Source organism: Niabella yanshanensis (genome assembly GCF_034424215.1).
Lineage (GTDB): Bacteria > Bacteroidota > Bacteroidia > Chitinophagales > Chitinophagaceae > Niabella > Niabella yanshanensis.
This window is the reverse complement of the sequence record NZ_CP139960.1, coordinates 2,085,538-2,106,275: the sequence shown is the minus strand read 5'-3', so window position 1 is coordinate 2,106,275 and position 20,738 is coordinate 2,085,538. Positions and strand designations below refer to the sequence as shown.

The following is a 20,738-nucleotide window of genomic DNA, read 5'->3' as shown; positions in this document are numbered from 1 at the left end:
TAGTGGCGAAGCAACTGGTGATATTAGGAGGAGGAGAAAGTGGCGTTGGTGCGGCAGTACTGGCTAAGCATAAAGGCTACGAGGTATTGGTCTCTGACGGAGGTTCTTTGAAAGAAGTATATCGTAACGAACTGGATGCTGCCGGCATAGAATGGGAGCAGGGCGCACATAGTGTAGACAGGATTTTGGAAGCTGATGAAGTGGTGAAGAGCCCGGGTATACCCGAAAAAAATGAGCTGATAAAGCAGATTCGTAAAAAAGGCATACCTGTTATCAGTGAAATAGAATTGGCTTACCGGTATAAAGGTGATAGCAAAATAGTTGCTATAACAGGTAGTAATGGTAAAACAACTACCACGTCTCTTATCTATCATATTCTTAATACCGGAGGGCTGAATACAGCGCTCGTAGGTAATATCGGGGAGTCATTTGCCAGGCAGGTAGCTTTAGACCCCAAACCTGTGTATGTAGTAGAGGTGAGCAGTTTCCAGCTGGATGATATTATTACATTCAGGCCCGACATAGCGGTGCTTACCAATATTACCGAAGATCACCTGGACCGTTACGATTACAATTTCGAGAATTATATCAGGAGCAAGTTTAGAATAATAGAAAATCAAAAGAAGGGCGATTACTTCATTTACAATATGGATGATGAAGTAACAATGAGATACATCGATCAATTTAAAATCAACTCAAACCAATTACCGATTAGTATGGCACACGAAAACAACGGCGCTTTTATTAAGGATGGCGAAATGTATGTTAGAACAGGCGATGATTTTATGTCAATGAGCGTATATGATTTTACGCTAAAGGGTAAACACAATCAATACAATACTATGGCGGGAAGCCTGGCAGGTACCACAATGGAAATCCGGAAGGAGAAAATCCGTGAAGCAGTTCAAACCTTCCAGAACCTGGAGCACAGGATGGAACATGTGGCTACCATTCGCGGGGTTGAGTTTATAAATGATAGCAAGGCTACTAATATTAACTCAACCTGGTATGCGCTGGAGAGCATGGATAAGCCAACTATTCTGGTGTTAGGCGGAGTTGATAAAGGAAATGATTATAGTCTTTTAATGGACATGGTAAAGGAAAAGGTAAAAGCCATTGTTTGCCTGGGATTAGATAACCAGAAAATTCATGCTGCTTTTGATGGTGTAGTGCCTGTAATAGTGGATACGGCTAGTGCGCAGGAAGCAGTTACCGCAGCATTCAGCTACTCCGAAAAAGGTGATGTGGTGTTGTTGAGTCCGGGTTGCGCCAGTTTCGACCTGTTTAAAAATTATGAAGACAGGGGCACGCAGTTTAAGAAAGCGGTTATTGATCTTTAATATAAATATCCGGGAGCGGGTGTCGGCATTAAATATCTGACATCCTGCATCCAGTAACAATAGTATATGTCTGTAACGTCCGAAATATCAAATACAATTCCTTCTACCGACTGGCGCAATAATTTGGATCGCCATACGCGTGGGGACAAAGTTATATGGGCATTGGTAGTGTTGTTAACACTGGTGTCATTGCTGGCTGTATACAGTGCAACAGGTTCTCTGGCTTACAAAAACTATAAAGGTAATACAGAAATCTATCTTTTTAAACAGGTTGTATTTATTTTGCTGGGATTTGGAGTGGTTTATTTTGCGCATCGGGTTAATTATACGGTGTATTCTAAAGTGGCTCAGATACTTTTTTTGCTGAGCATACCGCTCCTGATCTATACCTTGTTTTTCGGGGCCAAAATAAATGAAGGTAGCCGCTGGATCAAATTGCCCATTATTAACATGACCATGCAAACTTCTGATCTTGCCAAGCTCGCATTGTTCATGTATCTCGCCCGGTTGTTAAGCCGCAAACAGCAGGTAATAAAGGATTTTAAAAAAGGTTTTTTGCCGGTTATTCTGCCCATTGGTATTACCTGTTTATTTATTGCGCCGGCTAACTTGTCTACAGCTTTGTTGTTGGGCGCCAGTTGTATGATACTGTTGTTCATTGGCAGGGTTGATACCCGACATTTATTAATGGTAATAGGGTTGGCGTTAATACCTATTACAATGCTTATTATAGCTGCTGTTGCAAGGCATAGTTCGGAGATAAATGCAGCTGAAACCACAACAGCTACAGAACATGTTGAGGGAACGACCAGGAAATCAGGCGGCATACTGGTTCGTGTAAGCACCTGGGTAGGCAGGGTAGAGAACTTTATTTACGGAGGGAAGGAAGCTGATAATGATGAAATGTACCAGGTGAACCAGGCCAAGATAGCCATATCAAAAGGAGGCTTCCTGGGGGTAGGACCTGGAAATAGTACTACCCGCGACTATCTGCCCCAGGCTTATAACGATTTCATATTTGCGATCATTATTGAAGAGTATGGAATATTGGGAGGTGCTTTCCTGGTCTTTGTATACCTGGTTTTTTTGTATCGCTGTATCAGGATCTTTAAAAAATGCCCGTTTGCATTTGGTGCCTTCCTGGCTTTAGGCCTGAGTTTTACATTGGCCATACAGGCATTGGCAAATATGGCGGTAACAGTTAACCTGTTTCCGGTTACAGGTGTAACCCTCCCATTGGTAAGCATGGGCGGATCCAGTTTCCTGTTTACCTGCCTGGCGATAGGAATTATTTTAAGCGTGTCCAGGAACGTAGAAAACCTCGAGCCTGCAACTAAAGCAACAGAGCCGGTTGTGACAGAAAATAAAGAAGAAAGTGAATAAAAAAATAATCATAGCAGGTGGTGGAACGGGAGGGCATATCTTCCCGGCTATTGCTATAGCCAATGCGCTGAAGCAAAAGCAGCCTGGTATTGAATTTTTGTTTGTTGGGGCGAAAGGTAAAATGGAGATGGACAGGGTACCACAGGCAGGGTATTCTATCGTGGGTATCGACATAGCAGGATTGAATCGTAGTTCTTTGATCAAGAATATAGGCTTGCCGGTAAAGATCATTAAGAGCTTTTTCCAGGTAAGAAAAATATTTAAAGACTTTAAACCTGATGCGGTGATTGGTGTGGGTGGATATTCTACATTTCCTGTTTTAAAACAAGCGCAGGCTAAGGGAATACCCACTTTTATTCACGAGTCCAATTCTTTTGCAGGCAAGTCTAATAAGATGCTTTCAAAGGGTGCAACCCGCATTTTTACAGGCACGGATGGAATGGAGCGATTTTTTCCGGCTGAGAAAATAACCGTTACCGGTAACCCGGTACGGAAACAAATTGTGGAAGCAGCGATTACAAAGGATAAGGCATTAGCATTTTTTGGACTGGAAGCTAATAAGACGACGCTGTTGGTGGTTGGGGGGAGCCTTGGTGCTAAATCTATAAATGAAGCGGTTCTGACGGGGTTGGATGAATTATTGAACGCGGGCCTGCAGGTGATCTGGCAAACCGGTAAAAGCCTTGCGGCAGAAGCTGCACAGCAGGCTGTATTACATAAAGAGGTTTGGGCGAATGAGTTTATAACCAATATGGAATACGCTTATGCTGCGGCTGATATGGTTATAGCAAGGGCCGGGGCCATGACAGTAGCGGAGATATGCGTGGTAAAAAAGCCGGCGATTTTTGTTCCTTATCCTTTTGCTGCAGAAGATCATCAGACCGTTAATGCGCAGCAGCTGGTGAATAAAAATGCCGCAATAATGGTTAAAGATGCTGAGGCTAAAAGCAGCGTTGTTAAGATGGCGGTTGGTTTGGCTGCAGATGAACATAAACGAAAAGAGATCAGTGCCAACCTTTCCAGGCTGGCTATAACCAATGCGGCGGAAAGAGTAGCTGATGAAATTTTGAATACGATAAAATAAAATGAGCGCAGTACGCAAACATATAAACGAGGTTCAGGCGGTATACTTTATTGGTATAGGTGGGATAGGTATGAGTGCGATTGCGCGGTATTTTCTTTCCCTGGGTAAAAAGGTAAGTGGTTATGATCGTACGGAAACGGCGATCACGAGCCAGCTTGAAAAGGAGGGCATAGCCATACACTATAACGAAGACCTGACTCTGATACCTAAAGAAGCAGATTATGTAGTGTATACTCCGGCTATACCCAAGGATCATAAAGAACTGGTATTTTACCAAAATGAAGGCTATGCTGTAGTGAAACGTAGTGATATTTTACAGGTGATCAGCGAAGGCTCTTTTAATATTTGTGTAGCCGGTACGCATGGTAAAACAACTACGTCAACAATGGTAGCTCATTTGCTGCGTCATAGCGGATATGGTTGTAATGCTTTCCTGGGTGGCATTTCAGCAAATTATGGTACAAATTTCTGGAGCAGCGATAACAATGTTTGTGTTATTGAGGCAGATGAATATGACAGGAGTTTCCTGAAATTAAGCCCGGATGTAGCGGTAATCACTGCTACAGATGCGGATCACCTGGATATTTATGAGACCGAAGCAAATGTAAAAGATGCTTTCCGCCAGTTCGCTGCTAAAACCAAAAAGGGTGGTTTGTTATTGAAGAAGTTGGGGCTGGAGCAGGAAATTGTAGCAGACCGGACTGTTTCTTATAGCATCCAGGACGATACCGCTGAAGTTTATGCAACAAACATTCGTGTTCATGAAGGAGGCTATTCTTTTGATGCGGTGCTTCCCGGGAACCGGATCAGCGATATCAGGTTGAATATGGGGGGGATGCATAATGTAGAGAATATGATGGCCGCAATCGGTGTTGCCAGCGACCTGGGTATAGAGGCCGAAAAAATAAAAGCAGCGGTAACCACTTTCAAAGGAGTGAAAAGGCGGTTCGAGTATATCGTTAATCAAAAAGACCTGGTTTTTGTGGATGATTATGCGCATCACCCGGAGGAATTAAAAGCGTTGATAAATGGTGTACAAACACTGTTCCCGGAAAAGAGATGTACGCTTATTTTTCAACCTCATTTATTTACCCGAACCCGGGACTTCGCCGCAGGATTTGCCGAAGTACTAGGTGGGGTGGATAATGTCGTGTTATTACCCATTTACCCTGCAAGAGAATTACCGATCGAGGGTGTTAGCAGCAACCTGGTACTGGATTATGTGAATGCTAAAAGTAAAGCGTTGTATACGAAAGAACAGTTGTTGGACTGGATAGAAGCAGACTTTTCGGTGAACCGAAACAGGGAACAGGGAGAGGTGATCATAACAGCAGGGGCAGGAGATATCGATAAACTGATAGAACCTATCAAACAGATTTTAACAAAGTAAAGTGAGAAAAAAGAGAGCCATAAAGAGATTTTTTTTGACGCTAATGTGGTTGGGTGTAGCCATTGGTATGGGCACGGTTATTACAGCCGCTATGCGTGCGCAGGAAGCAGGAGTATGCAATGGCTATAGTATCGAAATTGAAGGCTTTAAAGAGGGAATGCTTTTTACATCGAAGGAACAGATTGCAGAATTGTTGAAAGCTGCTACAAAGGGTGGGATAAAAGGCCAGCCTAAATCAGAGTTTAATTTACCCGTAATAGAAGACCTGTTGGAACAGAGTGCATGGGTGTATAATGCAGACCTGTATTTTGACAATAATAATGTGTTGCATGCAAATGTAACTGAACGTAAGCCATTGGCCAGGGTATTCACGAATTTAGGAGCATCATTCTATATCGACGAAGCCGCAAAGCAGATTCCCCTTTCAGATAAAGTAAGTCTCGACCTGCCCGTATTTACAGGTTATCCGTCCAAAAAAATAATGAATGGGGCAGATAGCGTGTTAGTGCAAAATGTGATAGCTACTGCATCTTTCATTAATGAAGATCCATTCTGGAATGCCCAGGTAGCCCAGATTGATATCAATAATTGTGGTGCAGATTGCTGGACCATGTCGATGATACCGGTTGTAGGAAATCATAAAGTTGACTTGGGCGATGGAACAGATATCGCTTCCAAGTTTCACAGGTTATACCTGTTTTATGACCAGGTATTGAAGCGTACCGGCTTTGACAAGTACCAGAAAATCGATGTGCAGTACAACGGGCAGGTAATAGGAGTGAAAGGCCATTATTCAAAAGTAGATTCAATGCAGTTGAGAAAGAATATTGAAAGCTTGTTACAGCAGTCAAGAGCATCTAATGAGATGCTGGAAATTGCGCCTTCATTGAATGCAGCCTTGCCTCCATTGGATTCTTCCAGCCAGGCAATGGAAGTGTATAATGTAAACGATGAAACAGGAGACTCGTTGTTGTACCTGGGTAATGATAAACCGGAGGCTGTAAAGAAAGAAGAGCCGTTGATTGTAGCAGCTCCTAAAAAAGCAGAATCGAAAAACGGCACTAAGAAAGAAGCAAAACCCGTAGTAAAAGTTGCTGCAAAGCCTGCGATAACGAAACCTGCAAAAGCTACTGATAAAAAAGCTGAAACTAAAAAAACGGTAACAGCTAAGAAAGTGGAGACGAAGAAATCGGGTACTAAAATATCGCCGAAGAAAACTGAAGCGAAGAAAGTAACAAACACAAAGTCTTCGACGGGTACGAAGAAGAATACAGCAATTAAAAAAGCGGTGATAAAGAAGCCGGAACCCAAAAAGGAGGAGGTGAAAAGAAACTTATTGGCGAAACCCGATCCGGAGAAAAAGACACAGTCAAAAAGCAACGATAAAAAACGGTAGAAGCAATAAAGTACTTAAAGATAAAACAACTAAAAAAACGATATACTATGAATTCCGAACAACCCATTATTGTAGGCCTTGATATTGGTACCACCAAGATCGCCGTAATTGCCGGTCGTAAGAACGAGTTTGGCAAGCTGGAGATCCTTGGTTTTGGTAAAGCCAATAGCAATGGCGTAAAGCATGGCCAGGTATTAAATATTGACGAAACGATCAAAGCGATCAGGCAGGCTTTAGAGAATTGTATTTCTCTGAATCCCAACCTGAACATTAATGATGTGTATGTGGGGATCGCCGGTCATCACATTAAAAGTCTTCAAACGCGCGGCGATATTGTTCGCGAGACAGAAGAAGAGGAAATCACGCAGGCCGAAGTAGATCTGCTGATCAGCAAACAGTACAAAACATATATTCCGGCAGGTGACCAGATCATTGATGTGATTCCGCAGGAATATACGATTGATAATATGCCCAATATCGTAAGGCCTATTGGTTATAGTGGTGTGAAGCTCGGGGCCAACTTTCATATTATTACAGGCGATAAAAATGCCATCCGCAATATCAACAGAAGCGTAGAAAAATCCGGTTTGCGTACCAAAGATTTGGTATTGCAGCCCTTGGCTTCTGCTGCAGCGGTAATGGCGCAGGAAGACCTGGAAGCAGGAGTAGCAATTGTAGACATCGGCGGCGGTACAACGGATATTGCTGTTTTTGCAGAAGGCGTATTACGTCATACGGCTGTTATACCTTTTGCAGGTGAAAATATTACGAATGATATTAAAACAGGCTTGGGTGTATTGAAAAGCCAGGCGGAGCAAATGAAAACGCAGTTTGGTAGTGCTTTAGCCAATGAGGCAAAAGCTAATGCCTACATTACTATTCCTGGTTTACGTGGTATGCCTGCCAAGGAAATCAGTGTTAAAAACCTGGCCAATATTATACAGGCGCGCATGAGCGAAATACTGGACTTCGTTACTTACCACCTGAAACAAATTGGCATGGACAACCGCCAGTTGAACGGGGGGATCGTGTTAACAGGAGGCGGATCTCAGTTAAGACACCTGATACAACTTACAGAATATGTAACCGGTATGCCGGCTCGCATTGGATTGCCAAATGAGCATCTGGCGGCTGGTCATATAGAGGAGTTGGCAAAACCAACTTATTCTACCTGTTTAGGATTGATATTAAAAGGATGTGATGATTATGAGAACAACCGTAAGGTATTTGAAAAAAGCTTTATCAGTGTAGAAGTACCAGAAGGATTAAAAGATGGTAAGAGCGAGGTAGAAGATGCTTTGGCGGGATCATTGGAACAGGAAGAGACGCAAGTAGTAGCAAAGCCCAAGAAGACATTGAACGATGGCTTCTGGAGGAAGTTTAAAGATGGATTGATCAAGATTTTTGCGGAAGAAGGCGATGAGCAGCTGCACTAATCAGATATGATCCACATTAGTTTTATAATAGTTCTTTTTAATAGTTTTTCATTTTCCTTAAGCCTTGTTTCCCTTCTCCAGATCTGTCAGAAAACGACGGAGGTTGGAGAGGGGGAGCGGAGTAAGGTTGTACAACTCACTAACCCATTTCAAAATTGTGCGCCCCAGGGCGTACTAAAAATTTAAATTATGATACAATTTGATTTACCAACCGAGCAATCATCTATTTTGAAAGTAATAGGTGTAGGCGGTGGCGGCGGTAACGCTGTAAACCACATGTTCAGTCAGGATATAGATGGCGTAAATTTCATTATTTGTAATACGGATGCGCAGGCAATCGCTAACAGCGAAATTCCTAATAAAATACAACTGGGGCCGCAGTTAACATCTGGTTTAGGTGCGGGCGCTAATCCCGAGATCGGTCGCCAGGCTACTGTAGAATCTCTGGAAGAAATAAGAAAGATTTTAGAGGTAAACACTAAAATGGCTTTTATCACTGCCGGGATGGGTGGTGGTACCGGTACCGGAGGTGCGCCTATTATTGCTAAAATTTGTAAGGACCTGGGTGTATTAACGGTAGGTATCGTAACTACGCCTTTTGCTTACGAAGGTAAAAAACGTCAGCAGCAAGCCGAAGAAGGTATTAACCAGTTAAAGCAATATGTTGATACCTTACTGGTGATCAGTAACGACAAGTTACGTCATCAGTATGGTAACCTGAAAATGAGAGAGGCTTTTGAAAAAGCAGATAATGTATTGGCTACTGCAGCTAAATGTATTACCGATGTCATTAACTCTACCGGCCAGATCAACGTTGACTTTGCGGATGTTTGCACAGTAATGAAGAACGGAGGACGGGCTATTTTGGGTAATGCTGCAGCAAGAGGTGAAGACAGGGCCCAGCATGCAATTGAAGAAGCGCTGAATTCTCCGTTGCTGAATGACAATGATATCAAAGGCGCTAAGTGGATCCTGATTAATATCAACTCTGCCGAAGGTGAACATGAATTTACTATGGATGAAGTTGAAGTGATACAGGCTTACCTGTTAAGTCATGCAGGTGATAACACGGATGTAATCTTAGGTTTGGGATATGATAACTCCCTGGGAGATCAGATTGGTATTACATTGATCGCAACAGGCTTTGAGAATAAAGACCCTTTCGTTAAACCGGTTCTGAAAAAAGAAGAAGCAGCTGAAGGAAAAATTGTGATGCGCCTTAGCGGTGACAATCCGGCGGCGTCAGTACCGGCACCTGTAGCTTCTGTACCTGCGGTAACTGAAGAGAAAGTCACTGCGATATCAGTAGTAGCCCCGGCAGCCACACCAGCACCAGCACCTGTTGCTTCTGCTCCTGCGACACACGAGCCTATCGCTTTGAAGCCCGATCCCATGGCGCCCAAATTGATCGATGATTTTTCATTTATGGATGCTCCCATGCCAACCGTAGAAGATGTTGTAAAAGAAGAAAAAACCAGCACTTTTTTATTGAGTTCGGGTGAGGAAGACCTGCGATTTGTTAAGGATGTAGAAAATATTGAGAAAGAAGTAGCGGTTGACGACCAGGCTGAAGATATATTCTATTCTCCAGCTGTTCCGGGGAACAGGGTTTTTGAGCCGACATCCGCAACTCAGAAAGAAGAGGATTCACAACAACAGGAGAAAGAAGCAGAAGAGGTAAAACAGGAGCCATTGAGAACCTATTTGTCCAAACCTGCAAATATTTATGCAGAGGCAAAAGAAGAAGCTGCTTCACCTGCCAAGGAAGTAAAAACAGAAGAGCCTTTGAAAAATCCTTTTACCGTTTACGAAAAAGAGGAAGTGATTGAAATAGAAAAAACAACGATTAGTATCTCTTCGATGGAAAAGGAGAAAGAGAAAGAGGTGGAACCAACTATTAGTGCATTGAATGATGCTTACGAAGAAGAGGAGATGAGGAAACGCAGGCAATTAGAACGCATTCAAAAGCTGCGTAATCTTTCTTTTAACGTCAACTCCAATGATCCTACTGATGAGTTTGAGAATGTGCCTGCTTATATCAGGCGTAACATGGAGCTGAAAAATAACACTTCTCATATAGAAAGTTACTATAGCAAATTTGAAGTTTCTTCCGATGATCAAAACCATGGTCAGATCAATACCATCAACACGTTTTTAGATGGTAAAAAGCCAGATTAGACCCTGTGGAAATTCACGTGGAGTTTGGTTTAGTTTTATAGTTGTTAACCCCCGCTTTGCGGGGGTTTTTTGTTGCTGATATTTTATTGCATGGTATTTGTCATCATTGAATCAAAATAGAAGATTTAACCTGTTTCTTCAGAACTTAATAAAGTAATATTTGTTGGAGCTATTTAAATAACCAGTATATGGAATCTGTTTTAATTACCGGGGGAACAGGGTTGGTAGGCAATGTGTTGGTGGAAGAACTATTGCGAAAAAAATACCAAGTTCTGGTAATGACGCGGGGCGAAAAAGGTCCAAGGGATCCCAATGTGCAATATGCCTACTGGGATGTTGAGAAGCAAACAATAGATGATAAAGCCGTAGCATCGGCTGATCACATTATTCACCTGGCGGGAGCCAACATAAGTGAGAAACGCTGGACGGACAAAAGAAAGCAGGTAATTCTGGATAGCCGCGTTAAAAGCGGTGAGTTACTGGTAAAGTCTTTAAAGCGATCGGACCATAAAGTAAAAACTTTGGTAAGTGCCTCGGGCATTGGCTGGTATGGTACTGATCCCATGATTCCAAATACTACCCCTTTTAATGAAAATGACCCGTACGTACACGATTTTCTCGGCGAGACCTGTTATCAATGGGAAAAAGCAACAGAACCTGTCAGGGCAATGGGAGTAAGGCTGGTGCAGCTCCGTACGGGTATCGTTTTGAGTAATGAGGGTGGTGCATTAAAAGAATTTCAAAAACCGTTAAAATTCCGGGTAGCAGCTGTATTAGGTTCCGGTAAGCAAATGGTGAGCTGGATACATATCGATGACCTGGTACAGTTATACATAGAATCTATAGAGCATAGTGTTTTTAATGGCAGCTATAATGCAGTAGCTCCCGAAGTTATCAGTAACAGGGAGTTAATAACCCAGCTAGCCAGGGTTGGGAAAGGGAAATTTTACTTCAGTATGCCTGTTCCGAAATGGGTGTTAAAAACCGTTCTCGGTGAAATGGCAGTTGAGGTACTGAAAAGCACTACTGTGAGTTCACAAAAAATTCAGGATGCCGGTTTTAGCTTCTCCTATCCAACCCTACATTCGGCTCTCTTACAACTTACGGGGTAAGAGGAAAAGCCAGGAAAGGTTGATCAACATTACCCGGTTATGCAAAACCAATATCTATATCTCTATGATCAGGATGCCATACGCTGCTGAAATCTCCTACGATGGCTACATTATTGATGAGATCCAGGCGGTGAAGTTGTAATAAGTCAATATCATTTTGTGTTACTTTTCGAAACATAGGATGCATCGTACCGCCCTTGGTACCTGCAGGTTGTGCAGGATCATATTGAAAAGCAGCATCTACAAGGGTTCCCCGGGGGTACATGATGCCGGGCACACCTTTGCCTCTGAGGTCGATATCAGAGGGGTGCTCCAATCCCAATGTATGCCCGTACTCATGTGCTGCGGTGGTAGAACCTTTGTATAGGTTTTCCAGTTTGAAATATCCCGTATTGCAACCTAATCCGTCTACAAAAGAAATATTGCCGTGGGCAAATTCTTCAATCCGGAAATAGTTATTTAAAGGGTTGTCATTAGCCAGTATCTCTTCGGGCTCCATTGCAGGATTGTAAGCGGCCGTTATTTTAAATTGCACTTTATAGGTATCGTGGTTGAAGTAGATGCTGGCCAAAGGCTCATTCCACATGGTCTCTATTTCTTCCTTTATCTGGTTCGTGATCTCTTCGCTGGCGGCATTGCCATAAGTTATAATATGCGACGAAATGCAAATGACGCTGCCGGTCTGAACTTCTACAGTGCCCATTATTATTTTTCTTTAAAGATAATCCTATCGCAGGAAGTGGCATTTTTTTTGAAAATGATTATTACAAATAATTATTCTATGTTGCTGAACAAGCAAATTTCCATTCCTTACTTTCTCAGGCAGATCAAATATGAAATACTGGCCATCAGTGTATTTGCTATTTTGGTTGGCTGGCTGGATCATTTCCGACTGTTAAAGGAACTTACCTTCCCCATCGCGATTCCTTCTATCGTAGGCACGGCGGTATCCCTGCTTCTAGCCTTTCGTATCGCACAATCATACGAGCGCTGGTGGGAGGCTCGTATTGTATGGGGTGCCATTGTCAATGATTCCAGAACATTGATCAGGGAGGTTCAGCTATTTATAAAAGACGATAATGAAAAGGAAATAACTGCCTTTGCCCACCGGCAGGTTATCTGGAACTATGCACTGGGCGAGTCATTAAGGCAGCTGCCTTTTTCAGATCGCGTTCAATCATACATTAATTCCAATAATATAATGGCCGATAATATTCCCAATGCCCTGTTAGACCAGCATACAGCTCAAATAAAACGCTGGTATGATGAGGGGCGAATCAGCGAATTCAGGCAGGTGCAATTAGATACCACCATAGCACGGCTTTGCGATTCGATGGGAAAGTGTGAGCGTATTAAAAAAACGGTTTTTCCCCGATCGTACAGCATGCTGTTACATACCTTGATTTTCGCATTCACGTTTATATTGCCCTTTGGCTTGAGCGATAACTTTATTGTACCCGAAATTCTGTTATCCATTGCGTTACCGGTAATGTTTATTGCTATTGAGAAAACTGCTATAATTATGCAGGACCCTTTCGAGAATACACCGGTAGATACACCCATGACGGCTTTGGCAACTACCACTGAGATCAATATTAAACAGATGATAGGAGACCCGAACCTGCCGGTGAGAGAAGAAAATAATACCTATTACCAGATGTAATGATTGTCAGCGGTCCTTTGTTTTTATGCTGCCGGATCTTTCGGCGAGGAGTATGATAATGAACCCGGCAACATAAGCCCCTATATCTTCCCACGCAAAAGAGGTACCGATCACCGTTCTGGCAAGTTTTGAATGTCCCAGCCCCAGCCGGTCCACAATATTGAAGTATTGAAGTGTTTCAATAATAAAAGAAAATACCAGTACACCGGTTGCAGCAGGTAGAACCGGTAGTTTTATAAAAGATTTTACAAAGCAATAAATCAGTATCACAACGAATACGTCACCGATATAAGGTCGTACAAAATTATCATGTATATAGAGCGCAATCAGTACTTCCACAACAAATAATAAGACGAAAGAGAAGAAATATTTTTTCCTGAATATGAGCATTGTATATACTTTAGTCAGATACTTTCTGCGTTACAAAATAACCGCTCATTTTCCCATTGGTGTAATTCTTACTATGGCCCGCACCATCCTTTGAATAGCTGTCTATACCTATGTTTTCATATCCGTATATGGATTTGTTATTTTGGATAAATTGATTGCCTTGCTTTTTCCGGGTAAGCTCATAAGTGAGTTTATTGTCGTCATAGGTTTTTAAGGTAGCTAACACTTTTGAGTTATTATCATTGTAAGTGTATTCCATTTTTCCTTCCAGTGTATAATAATCTTTATAACGGCTTTCAGTTAATACCCGGCCTTTATCATCAAATTTAAAACTACGATACATAGAAATGCTATTATCACTATCAAAGTCTTTTATGGTTGCAACCTGTTTTAATGTATTGCAGATGAATTCACGCCTGCTATTGTCATTGTTATTGGTGTAAGAAATATACCGGTCGTGCAGGTATTTATATTTGAGGGTATAATCTGATTTCCCGTTGGTGAAACTTTTCATAGAGTCGAGTAAACCTAAAGAGGTATAGTAGTATACAGTTTTGTTTTTGGTACCGTTCAAATAATCCATTTCGGTTGATTTGAGCCGGTTGGTTCCATCATTCAAATAAACGTATAATGCCTTAACTGTAGGTGTCTTCTGTGTGCTGTCTGTATAGCTGACAAAACTGTAACTGCCTTTCATTACCGGGTCTTCCTGAAAGGGCGGTAAAGGATATTCCATGGTATTGGCGTTCCTGATCAATGCCGAAGCATAAGAAGCGTCGGGTATGAATTTTGTTTCCAGCTTTAATTGAAGGCTACTTTCGGCTGCCTCTTCACCCCACCGTTCCTGCTTCATACTGCTTTTTCGCTGTGTCAGCTCTACCACAAATTTCTTTTTGACAAGCGGGATATATTTATCAGGGTCATACTCGATGGTGGGCTCGGTATTGCCATCAATCATGATCATTGCTGTACGGTGTTTCAGATCCTTTACATAAACATACCAGCTTTTTAATCTGGTAACGGATTTAAAAGACTGCGCATTGGTGCGGCCAACAAGCAGGGTGGTAGTGGCTCCGCCAAACATATTATAGATGCTGTCGCTATTTTTTTTATGAAGTGACAGTATGGAAGCATCTCCTTTTTTTGAAAGGTTTTCTACGAAGAATACTGCTTTGCCGCCATTTGTTAAAGTAATGTCCGTCTTTTCTTTGGAAGATGTTTTATTGGTTTGAGCGTAACCAGAATAGCCATAAAGAAAAACAGTAAGCAGTATGGAAAGAAAAAGTTTCATAAATGAATTTCTGCCATCAAATTTCGGGTAATAAATTGTAATCTTACTTTAAACTGCCTGATAAAAGAATTTTAAAGTTTACCGGGAAATGATGTTGGCTGCCTTGATATAACGGAAGAAGTGTCAGCCTAGAAGGGGCCATCGTTTCATTTCCTGTATGTAACGTATAAAACGGGCGATTTCAGGTTTTGTATTTTCGATTAGAGGTTCCCTATGCCCCGGACAAATAATATTGATGTCTCTGTCTTTAAACAGTTTTAAGATAGAAGTGATGGATGCCGGCTTATCCGGCGTTACAACTCCTGCCATCAGTCGCAGCTTTTGTTGAATAACAGCAAGGGCATCACCTGCAAAAAGAGTCCCCGACTTTTTATCATAAAAGGAAATGTGGCCAGGGGTATGGCCCGGTGATTCGAGCACTATAAAATCATTCAGGATCGTATCCCCGTCACTCAGAAGCTGGTCGATTTTTACGTTACGTGGCACCACTTCACCCAGTAAACCTTTAAAGAGCACCAATATCCCCCGCTCCGGGATATACTCTGCCAATTGCCTGATTTTCGAATTGGGCTTTTTCTCAAAATAAGGAGCTTCCTCGTTCTGGCAATAAATAGTACAGTTGGATATTGCTTTAAGCTCAGCTGTACCCGCGGAATGGTCATTATGCCAGTGAGTAAGGAGGATGTCTGTGACGGACTGAACGGGCAAGGAGAGTTATTGGAGTGCTTTTTTAATGTCACTTGCATCAGACTGCATGCAGGTGTCTATTAAAATGATACGCTCCCCTCTTTTTACCAGGTAGGTGCAATTGTAATAGGAAGGATTATAGATCCAATATATGTCCTCCGATATTTGTTTGATGCGCGTAGCCACTTATTTAATATAAGTTTGATCAGTTTCTTATTGGCTTTCCCGTTTTAATGACGCTCTGCAAACGTTCTAATGTTTTTCTTTCGCCGCACAGCGATAGGAAGGCTTCCCGCTCGAGGTTCAATAAATATTGCTCGCTTACCAGGGTAGGCTCGCTCAGGTCGCCGCCGCACATGACATAAGCCAGCTTGCGGGCTACTTTAGCGTCATGCTCCGTTGCATATTGGCCTTGCTCCATCGCATGTATTCCGGCAAGCAATGCCCCCAGCGCACTACGACCTAAAACCTTAATGTCGGTACGCTGTACAGGCATGGTATAGCCGCCATCATATAAGTCGATAACGCTACGCTTTGCTTCGGCAACACGCCTGTCCTGGTTCATCACCACTTCATCCAGTCCTTTCCTGTATATGCCCAGGTTGAATGCTTCGTAGGCTGATGTAGCCACTTTAGCCGTTGCAATGGTTAAAAACCTGTTTTGTAAGGTAATGTTTTCCGGTTCGCCTGCATGCATTTCATCAGCAGCACGCAATGCAAATTCTTTTGATCCGCCACCGCCGGGGATTACTCCTACGCCTAATTCAACCAAACCGGTATAGGTTTCCGCAGCTGCGCATATCTTATCGCTGTGCAAACTTAATTCGCAACCGCCTCCCAATGCCAGGCCATGGGGCGCCACCACTACCGGTATGCTCGAATAGCGCACGCGCATCATGGCATTTTGAAAAGCACGTATGGCAAAGTCGAGCTCGTCATACTCCTGCTCTACAGCCAGCATAAAGATCATTCCTATATTGGCGCCTGCCGAAAAATTAGCGCCATCGTTGGCTATCACCAACCCTTTAAAATCTTTCTCAGCCTTTTCTATAGCCGTTTGTATGCCGCTTAATACATCGCCACCAATGGTTCCCATTTTGGTATTCCATTGCAGCGCCAATACATCATCACCTATATTGTATAGCTTACAACTGCTGTTTTTCCAAACCAGTTGGTCGCTATAATTTTTGAGAATAATAAAAGCCCCGCCTCCCGGAACGGGTAAATAGGTTTTGGATATTATATCATAAAACAGTGTTTTACCCTTCTCTATCTTATAAAAGGAGGGATGACCTGCAGCAATCATTTCTTCTATCCATGGTGCCACACTATGGCCCGCTGCTTTTATGGCTTCGGTAGTTTTAGCTACGCCTAGTAAATCCCAGGTTTCAAAAGCGCCTATTTCCCAGCCAAAGCCTGCTTTCATGGCATCATCTACACGATAGAGTTCATCGCTTATTTCAGGAATACGATGGCTGATATAGGAAAACAAGCTATAATGGAACTGTCTTAAAAAATCTGCAGCCTTATCTTTACCGGCAATCAACAGCCCGATACGGCTGGCCAAATCCTCAACAGGTTTAGCTGCTTCCACTGAGGCAAATTGGGGCTTTACTCTTGGCTTATATTCAAAGCTTTTTAAATCCAGCGTCAGAATCTCAGAGCCTTTATCCGTTTTTACTTTCTTAAAGAAGCCCTGGCCTGTTTTATCTCCCAGCCAGTTGTTAGCTGTTATTTTATTTAACCATTCAGGAATTTTGAAGATCTGCCTGGCCTCATCATCGGGGCAATTATCATAAACGCCGTTGGCCACTTTTACTAATGTGTCAATACCTACTACATCAGCGGTTCTGAATGTGGCCGATTTGGGGCGGCCAATCAGCGGTCCCGTCAGGGCTTCCACTTCGTCAATGGTGAGATCCAGCTGATCAACCAGCCTGAAAATAGACATGATGCTATATACACCAATACGGTTGGCAATAAAAGCCGGCGTGTCTTTACAAAGCACCGTTGTTTTACCTAGTATCAGGTCGCCGTATTCCATCAAAAAATCAACCACCTCTTTGCCGGTTTCTTTGGTTGGAATAATTTCCAGCAGGCGTAAGTAACGGGGCGGGTTGAAAAAATGAGTGCCGCAGAAGTGTTTTTTAAAATCTTCGCTTCTGCCCTCCGCCATCAGGTGTATCGGAATTCCAGATGTGTTGCTGGTAATCAAGCTGCCCGGCTTACGAAACTGCTCTACTTTATCAAAAAGCTGTCGCTTGATATCCAGCCTTTCCACCACTACTTCAATTACCCAGTCACAACCATTGATATCTTTTAAATGGTCATCAAAATTTCCGGTAGTGATTCTTTTTACGATATCTGGCGTGTAAAGCGGGGAGGGATTGCTCTTTGCAGCGGCTGTCAGCGCATCATTTACAATCTTATTCCGGTCCCTGCCTTCTGCTGCAATATCCAGTAATAATACCGGTATGCCGGCTCCGGCAAAATGACAGGCTATGCGTGAGCCCATTACACCGCTACCTAATACCGCCACTTTTTTGATGATACGTTTCATGAATATCCGGTTTTATGAATACCGGTGCCATATTGAGCAGCATGTTATTTTTCCTGCAACTGTCTGTAGCATTACCGGGCATTCCTTTTTAAAAGATAGATACTGGTAAACTCAGCTGACAGATATAGCAACCGGTTGTTTAAATTTAGTTAGTTAAACAACTATTACTATGAAGGTAAGCATTTCGAATAGAAAAATTATTTTGCGCAGATTGATTGTAAGCAATTTATTGAGGGGACAGCCGGCGGTTGAAGAAATTAGGATTTATACGTATAGATTTTTTAACTTTGTCGTATAAAGATGTTGCTATGGATGCCAAGGTTACTTTAAGTTTTAATGCTGCTGTAATAAAAAGAGCAAAAGATTATGCGGAGGCTCAGGGATTGAGTTTATCGCGCCTTACAGAAATACTTTTGAAAAAAGTAATTGCAACGGGGCAGCACGAGCATATTGAGCATATTCCAATTGAAGAATGGGTAAGCATGGTGGCCGAAGGCCCGGCCGAATATAAAACCTCTTCTCTTTCGAACAAGGAAAAAGCAAAATATTTCGAAGACAAAAAATAACTCCGTTCGGTGAAGATCTTCGTAGATGCCAATATTTTAGTTGCAGTAGTTAATAAGCAATATCCTGTATTTACCTACGCTTCCCGGGTATTAAGCTGGGCCACAGCCAACAAACACCAGTTGGTTACAAGTGCCGTTGCTTTAGCGATTACCTATTATTTTGCTGAGAAAAAACACGGGGCCACTTCGGCTAAGGCACGAATGGTATTGCTGATGCAATACGTTTTAATAGCCGATTGTGGTAATGATGAGGTAGTTTTAGCTGCCTGCGATAAAAAGGTAAAGGACTTTGAAGATGGGTTACAATATTATTCGGCGCTTAATGCAGGTTGCTCCTGTATTGTGACAGAAAATACTGCTGATTTTTATTTTTCTTCTGTAGACGTATTAAGCGCGCAAAATTTCCTGTTAAAATATTACCGGAAATAGATGATCACATCAGGATACCGTTAATGGGTTTTAACCGCTCCTGTACATCCTGTTCATCCATCATTTCCTGCAGATCAACCGCTATGCTTCGGCACATGGCAGACATGGGAACATCTGTTACCGCATTTTCAAAAGGGTTCTCACTAAAATCACCTACCTGCTCCATCGAGTTAAAGATCCAGGCAACCACCAGGCAAACAGGGAAGATCAGCCAGGGGACAGTAGGTGTAAGTTCAATAATTTGAGAAATGAGGCCAAAGGGAAGTATGAACATAAATACATCCACAAATAACCGGCTAAATACTGCATATTGCCTGGGGAAAGGGTAGTTTTTAATCCGTTCGCATCCCCCCTGGTTATTATACAATTCCTGTATAATATTGCACATGGTCATATACTCCATGGCATCAATAACGTCGTTTTCTTTCAGGGCTTTTAAATCTGCGTTTTGCATATTTAGCAAATAGCTGGCAATATTCCCTTTCTTTTTTACCTGTGCATAATCTTCAGGAGTAAGGTACTTGGTAAGTATCCGGTCAGCTTTTTGCTCAAAGCTATCTTCATCATTTCGTTGCAGTGGAGAGGTGTAGCGCTGGTAATAGGTTTCAGACCACACTTTGTTTCTCCGGAGCTGTAACCTTAACATATTGCACCACGCAATATGCCGGCGGATCAGTTTTTTGCTGGTTTCCTTGTCGTTTGTTAATTGTAACACCATGGTGCCCCACATCCTGCTGGAGTTGGTGATACCACCCCAGATGCGGCGTGCCTCCCACATACGGTCGTAAGACGAGTTGTTTTTGAAGCCCACATAAAAAGAAACGGCTGTACCTATTAATGTAACCGGCAGCAGGGGGATGGCTATATTATGATAGCCCAGCACTACATATAGTATATATACGAGCAAGCTGGATACCATCGGGATGAAAATGGTGTAAACGGTATTAGGTACCAGGTATTTTAATTGGATAAATCGGGTAGTGTACATGTAATTGGTTTTTCCGGATGGAAGTTAGTAAAAACTTATAATCCCTGTGTGATAGCAGGTTACTTTTCTGCATGGGCGCGTATTAATCAAAAAACAGCCTTATGAAAAAAAAATGTATCTGTTTTTCCATGTTGCTGCTTGTTGTTTTTCTTTACAGTTGTTCTATCCGGCCCATGTATATTATCCGGAATACATCAAGGGCGCCTGTAGCTGTCATCCTTACAGTAAAAGGAGTTAATGACAGCATTGGAGGAGGCAATTTAGAAATAGCCCGCGCCGAGGAGATCGTGCCCTTAAAAAAATCTGACCTGGCCAGGGTATTTGTTAGTAAGATTACCGGGACATGGAGTGAAAATGGCGCCCGCCGGTTTGAAATTCCTGCCGGATCGTCGGCCGATATAACCAGCCTTTTGGAACAAATAAGTCCCGGGCGTGATCCTGAAGCCAACTTTAGCGGATCAGCGCTGGAAATTAAGTATGCCCATTCTGCACTGGTATTGGGCAATAATATTGCGGAAGTACAACGCATTTTTGAAGTTAAGTCATTCTTTTTGAGCGGTCCGCTGGTTTATTATTTGGATCCGAAGTAAACCAATCTATTTTCTTCACACCCTGTGTATAAAAGTCGGGGGCTTACGGGATTTCAGTTTTATTATATTTGCGTGTTTCGCTACATTCATTTTATAAATTAGCAGGATTTTAATTCTAAACTGCTGGTTTATAATAAATATTATATGAATCCCGCTGATTTATTTTTTTATAACGGACAGGGATAGCAGCGTAAAGCCCGCTGAAGGCCGGTGTGCGGGCATGTGGCGGACTTGCAGCGAATAGCCCGGCCCTGT

18 protein-coding genes are annotated in these 20,738 nt (G+C 42.5%); 12 read left to right on the top strand and 6 right to left on the bottom strand.

Going from position 1 to position 20,738, the window contains the following annotated elements; genetic code table 11:
- The first annotated feature begins 2 nt into the window (after positions 1 to 2).
- The 8 genes from murD to U0035_RS08405 all read left to right on the top strand — a co-directional run bounded on the left by murD (position 3) and on the right by U0035_RS08405 (position 11,319).
- Positions 3 to 1,340: a UDP-N-acetylmuramoyl-L-alanine--D-glutamate ligase gene (gene murD / locus U0035_RS08440; RefSeq protein WP_114789554.1), complete on the top strand. Its 1,338-nt coding sequence runs from the start codon at positions 3 to 5 to the stop codon at positions 1,338 to 1,340.
- A gap of 66 nt (positions 1,341 to 1,406) precedes the next feature.
- The gene (locus U0035_RS08435; RefSeq protein ID WP_114789553.1) at positions 1,407 to 2,723 is read left to right on the top strand and encodes an FtsW/RodA/SpoVE family cell cycle protein; all 1,317 of its coding nucleotides are present in this window, start codon (positions 1,407 to 1,409) and stop codon (positions 2,721 to 2,723) included.
- The gene (murG, locus tag U0035_RS08430) at positions 2,716 to 3,807 is read left to right on the top strand and encodes an undecaprenyldiphospho-muramoylpentapeptide beta-N-acetylglucosaminyltransferase (RefSeq protein WP_114789552.1); all 1,092 of its coding nucleotides are present in this window, start codon (positions 2,716 to 2,718) and stop codon (positions 3,805 to 3,807) included. The genes U0035_RS08435 and murG overlap by 8 nt, the downstream gene beginning before the upstream one ends.
- Before the next feature lies 1 nt (position 3,808).
- Positions 3,809 to 5,197, top strand: coding sequence for a UDP-N-acetylmuramate--L-alanine ligase (gene murC, locus U0035_RS08425; RefSeq protein WP_114789551.1), 1,389 nt, complete (start codon positions 3,809 to 3,811; stop codon positions 5,195 to 5,197).
- A 1-nt stretch (position 5,198) separates the two neighbouring features.
- Positions 5,199 to 6,593: a cell division protein FtsQ/DivIB gene (locus U0035_RS08420; RefSeq protein WP_245957613.1), complete on the top strand. Its 1,395-nt coding sequence runs from the start codon at positions 5,199 to 5,201 to the stop codon at positions 6,591 to 6,593.
- 47 nt (positions 6,594 to 6,640) lie between these two features.
- Positions 6,641 to 8,029, top strand: coding sequence for a cell division protein FtsA (gene ftsA, locus U0035_RS08415; RefSeq protein ID WP_114789549.1), 1,389 nt, complete (start codon positions 6,641 to 6,643; stop codon positions 8,027 to 8,029).
- Between the two features lie 189 nt (positions 8,030 to 8,218).
- Positions 8,219 to 10,207, top strand: coding sequence for a cell division protein FtsZ (gene ftsZ / locus U0035_RS08410; protein ID WP_114789548.1), 1,989 nt, complete (start codon positions 8,219 to 8,221; stop codon positions 10,205 to 10,207).
- A gap of 188 nt (positions 10,208 to 10,395) precedes the next feature.
- Entirely contained in the window at positions 10,396 to 11,319 is a 924-nt protein-coding gene (locus U0035_RS08405) for a TIGR01777 family oxidoreductase (protein WP_114789547.1), read from the top strand.
- A gap of 37 nt (positions 11,320 to 11,356) precedes the next feature.
- Here U0035_RS08405 and U0035_RS08400 read toward each other — a convergent pair whose 3' ends face one another.
- Positions 11,357 to 12,022: a peptidase M10 gene (locus U0035_RS08400; protein WP_114789546.1), complete on the bottom strand. Its 666-nt coding sequence runs from the start codon at positions 12,020 to 12,022 to the stop codon at positions 11,357 to 11,359.
- Between the two features lie 54 nt (positions 12,023 to 12,076).
- On the opposite strand from U0035_RS08400, the gene U0035_RS08395 reads away from it, so the two are divergent.
- Positions 12,077 to 12,982, top strand: coding sequence for a bestrophin family protein (locus U0035_RS08395; protein WP_327138740.1), 906 nt, complete (start codon positions 12,077 to 12,079; stop codon positions 12,980 to 12,982).
- A gap of 6 nt (positions 12,983 to 12,988) precedes the next feature.
- On the opposite strand, the gene U0035_RS08390 is transcribed toward U0035_RS08395, so the two are convergent.
- The 4 genes from U0035_RS08390 to U0035_RS08375 all read right to left on the bottom strand — a co-directional run bounded on the left by U0035_RS08390 (position 12,989) and on the right by U0035_RS08375 (position 17,910).
- Positions 12,989 to 13,372: a ribosomal maturation YjgA family protein gene (locus U0035_RS08390; protein ID WP_114789545.1), complete on the bottom strand. Its 384-nt coding sequence runs from the start codon at positions 13,370 to 13,372 to the stop codon at positions 12,989 to 12,991.
- A 10-nt stretch (positions 13,373 to 13,382) separates the two neighbouring features.
- On the bottom strand, positions 13,383 to 14,663 hold the full coding sequence (locus U0035_RS08385) for a hypothetical protein (RefSeq protein ID WP_114789544.1): 1,281 nt from the start codon (positions 14,661 to 14,663) through the stop codon (positions 13,383 to 13,385).
- A 123-nt stretch (positions 14,664 to 14,786) separates the two neighbouring features.
- Entirely contained in the window at positions 14,787 to 15,371 is a 585-nt protein-coding gene (locus U0035_RS08380; RefSeq protein WP_114789543.1) for an MBL fold metallo-hydrolase, read from the bottom strand.
- Positions 15,372 to 15,555: 184 nt separating this feature from the next.
- A complete protein-coding gene (locus U0035_RS08375; RefSeq protein WP_114789542.1) occupies positions 15,556 to 17,910 on the bottom strand; it encodes a 3-hydroxyacyl-CoA dehydrogenase/enoyl-CoA hydratase family protein in 2,355 nt (784 codons plus the stop codon).
- Between the two features lie 308 nt (positions 17,911 to 18,218).
- Between U0035_RS08375 and U0035_RS08370 the strand changes: the two genes are divergently transcribed.
- Together U0035_RS08370 and U0035_RS08365 are read left to right on the top strand one after the other, a co-directional pair.
- On the top strand, positions 18,219 to 18,476 hold the full coding sequence (locus tag U0035_RS08370) for a DUF6364 family protein (protein ID WP_114789541.1): 258 nt from the start codon (positions 18,219 to 18,221) through the stop codon (positions 18,474 to 18,476).
- A 9-nt stretch (positions 18,477 to 18,485) separates the two neighbouring features.
- On the top strand, positions 18,486 to 18,905 hold the full coding sequence (locus U0035_RS08365) for a type II toxin-antitoxin system VapC family toxin (RefSeq protein WP_114789540.1): 420 nt from the start codon (positions 18,486 to 18,488) through the stop codon (positions 18,903 to 18,905).
- Positions 18,906 to 18,909: 4 nt separating this feature from the next.
- Here the strand turns inward: U0035_RS08365 and U0035_RS08360 are convergent, their stop codons facing one another.
- Complete coding sequence (locus tag U0035_RS08360) at positions 18,910 to 19,893, bottom strand: bestrophin family protein (protein WP_114789539.1); 984 nt, start codon at positions 19,891 to 19,893, stop codon at positions 18,910 to 18,912.
- A gap of 101 nt (positions 19,894 to 19,994) precedes the next feature.
- On the opposite strand from U0035_RS08360, the gene U0035_RS08355 reads away from it, so the two are divergent.
- Positions 19,995 to 20,483 (top strand): hypothetical protein, encoded by a 489-nt coding sequence (locus tag U0035_RS08355; protein WP_114789538.1) that lies wholly within the window; start codon positions 19,995 to 19,997, stop codon positions 20,481 to 20,483.
- The last annotated feature ends 255 nt before the right edge of the window (positions 20,484 to 20,738 follow it).

Bases quoted from the DNA above. Each gene is read 5' to 3' on its own strand.
- U0035_RS08435 (WP_114789553.1), top strand. From the start codon at position 1,407: ATGTCTGTAACGTCCGAAATATCAAATACAATTCCTTCTACCGACTGG.
- murC (WP_114789551.1), top strand. From the start codon at position 3,809: ATGAGCGCAGTACGCAAACATATAAACGAGGTTCAGGCGGTATACTTT.
- ftsA (WP_114789549.1), top strand. From the start codon at position 6,641: ATGAATTCCGAACAACCCATTATTGTAGGCCTTGATATTGGTACCACC.
- ftsZ (WP_114789548.1), top strand. From the start codon at position 8,219: ATGATACAATTTGATTTACCAACCGAGCAATCATCTATTTTGAAAGTA.
- U0035_RS08405 (WP_114789547.1), top strand. From the start codon at position 10,396: ATGGAATCTGTTTTAATTACCGGGGGAACAGGGTTGGTAGGCAATGTG.
- U0035_RS08400 (WP_114789546.1), bottom strand. From the start codon at position 12,022: ATGGGCACTGTAGAAGTTCAGACCGGCAGCGTCATTTGCATTTCGTCG.
- U0035_RS08395 (WP_327138740.1), top strand. From the start codon at position 12,077: ATGATTATTACAAATAATTATTCTATGTTGCTGAACAAGCAAATTTCC.
- U0035_RS08390 (WP_114789545.1), bottom strand. From the start codon at position 13,372: ATGCTCATATTCAGGAAAAAATATTTCTTCTCTTTCGTCTTATTATTT.
- U0035_RS08385 (WP_114789544.1), bottom strand. From the start codon at position 14,663: ATGAAACTTTTTCTTTCCATACTGCTTACTGTTTTTCTTTATGGCTAT.
- U0035_RS08375 (WP_114789542.1), bottom strand. From the start codon at position 17,910: ATGAAACGTATCATCAAAAAAGTGGCGGTATTAGGTAGCGGTGTAATG.
- U0035_RS08370 (WP_114789541.1), top strand. From the start codon at position 18,219: ATGGATGCCAAGGTTACTTTAAGTTTTAATGCTGCTGTAATAAAAAGA.
- U0035_RS08360 (WP_114789539.1), bottom strand. From the start codon at position 19,893: ATGTACACTACCCGATTTATCCAATTAAAATACCTGGTACCTAATACC.
- U0035_RS08355 (WP_114789538.1), top strand. From the start codon at position 19,995: ATGAAAAAAAAATGTATCTGTTTTTCCATGTTGCTGCTTGTTGTTTTT.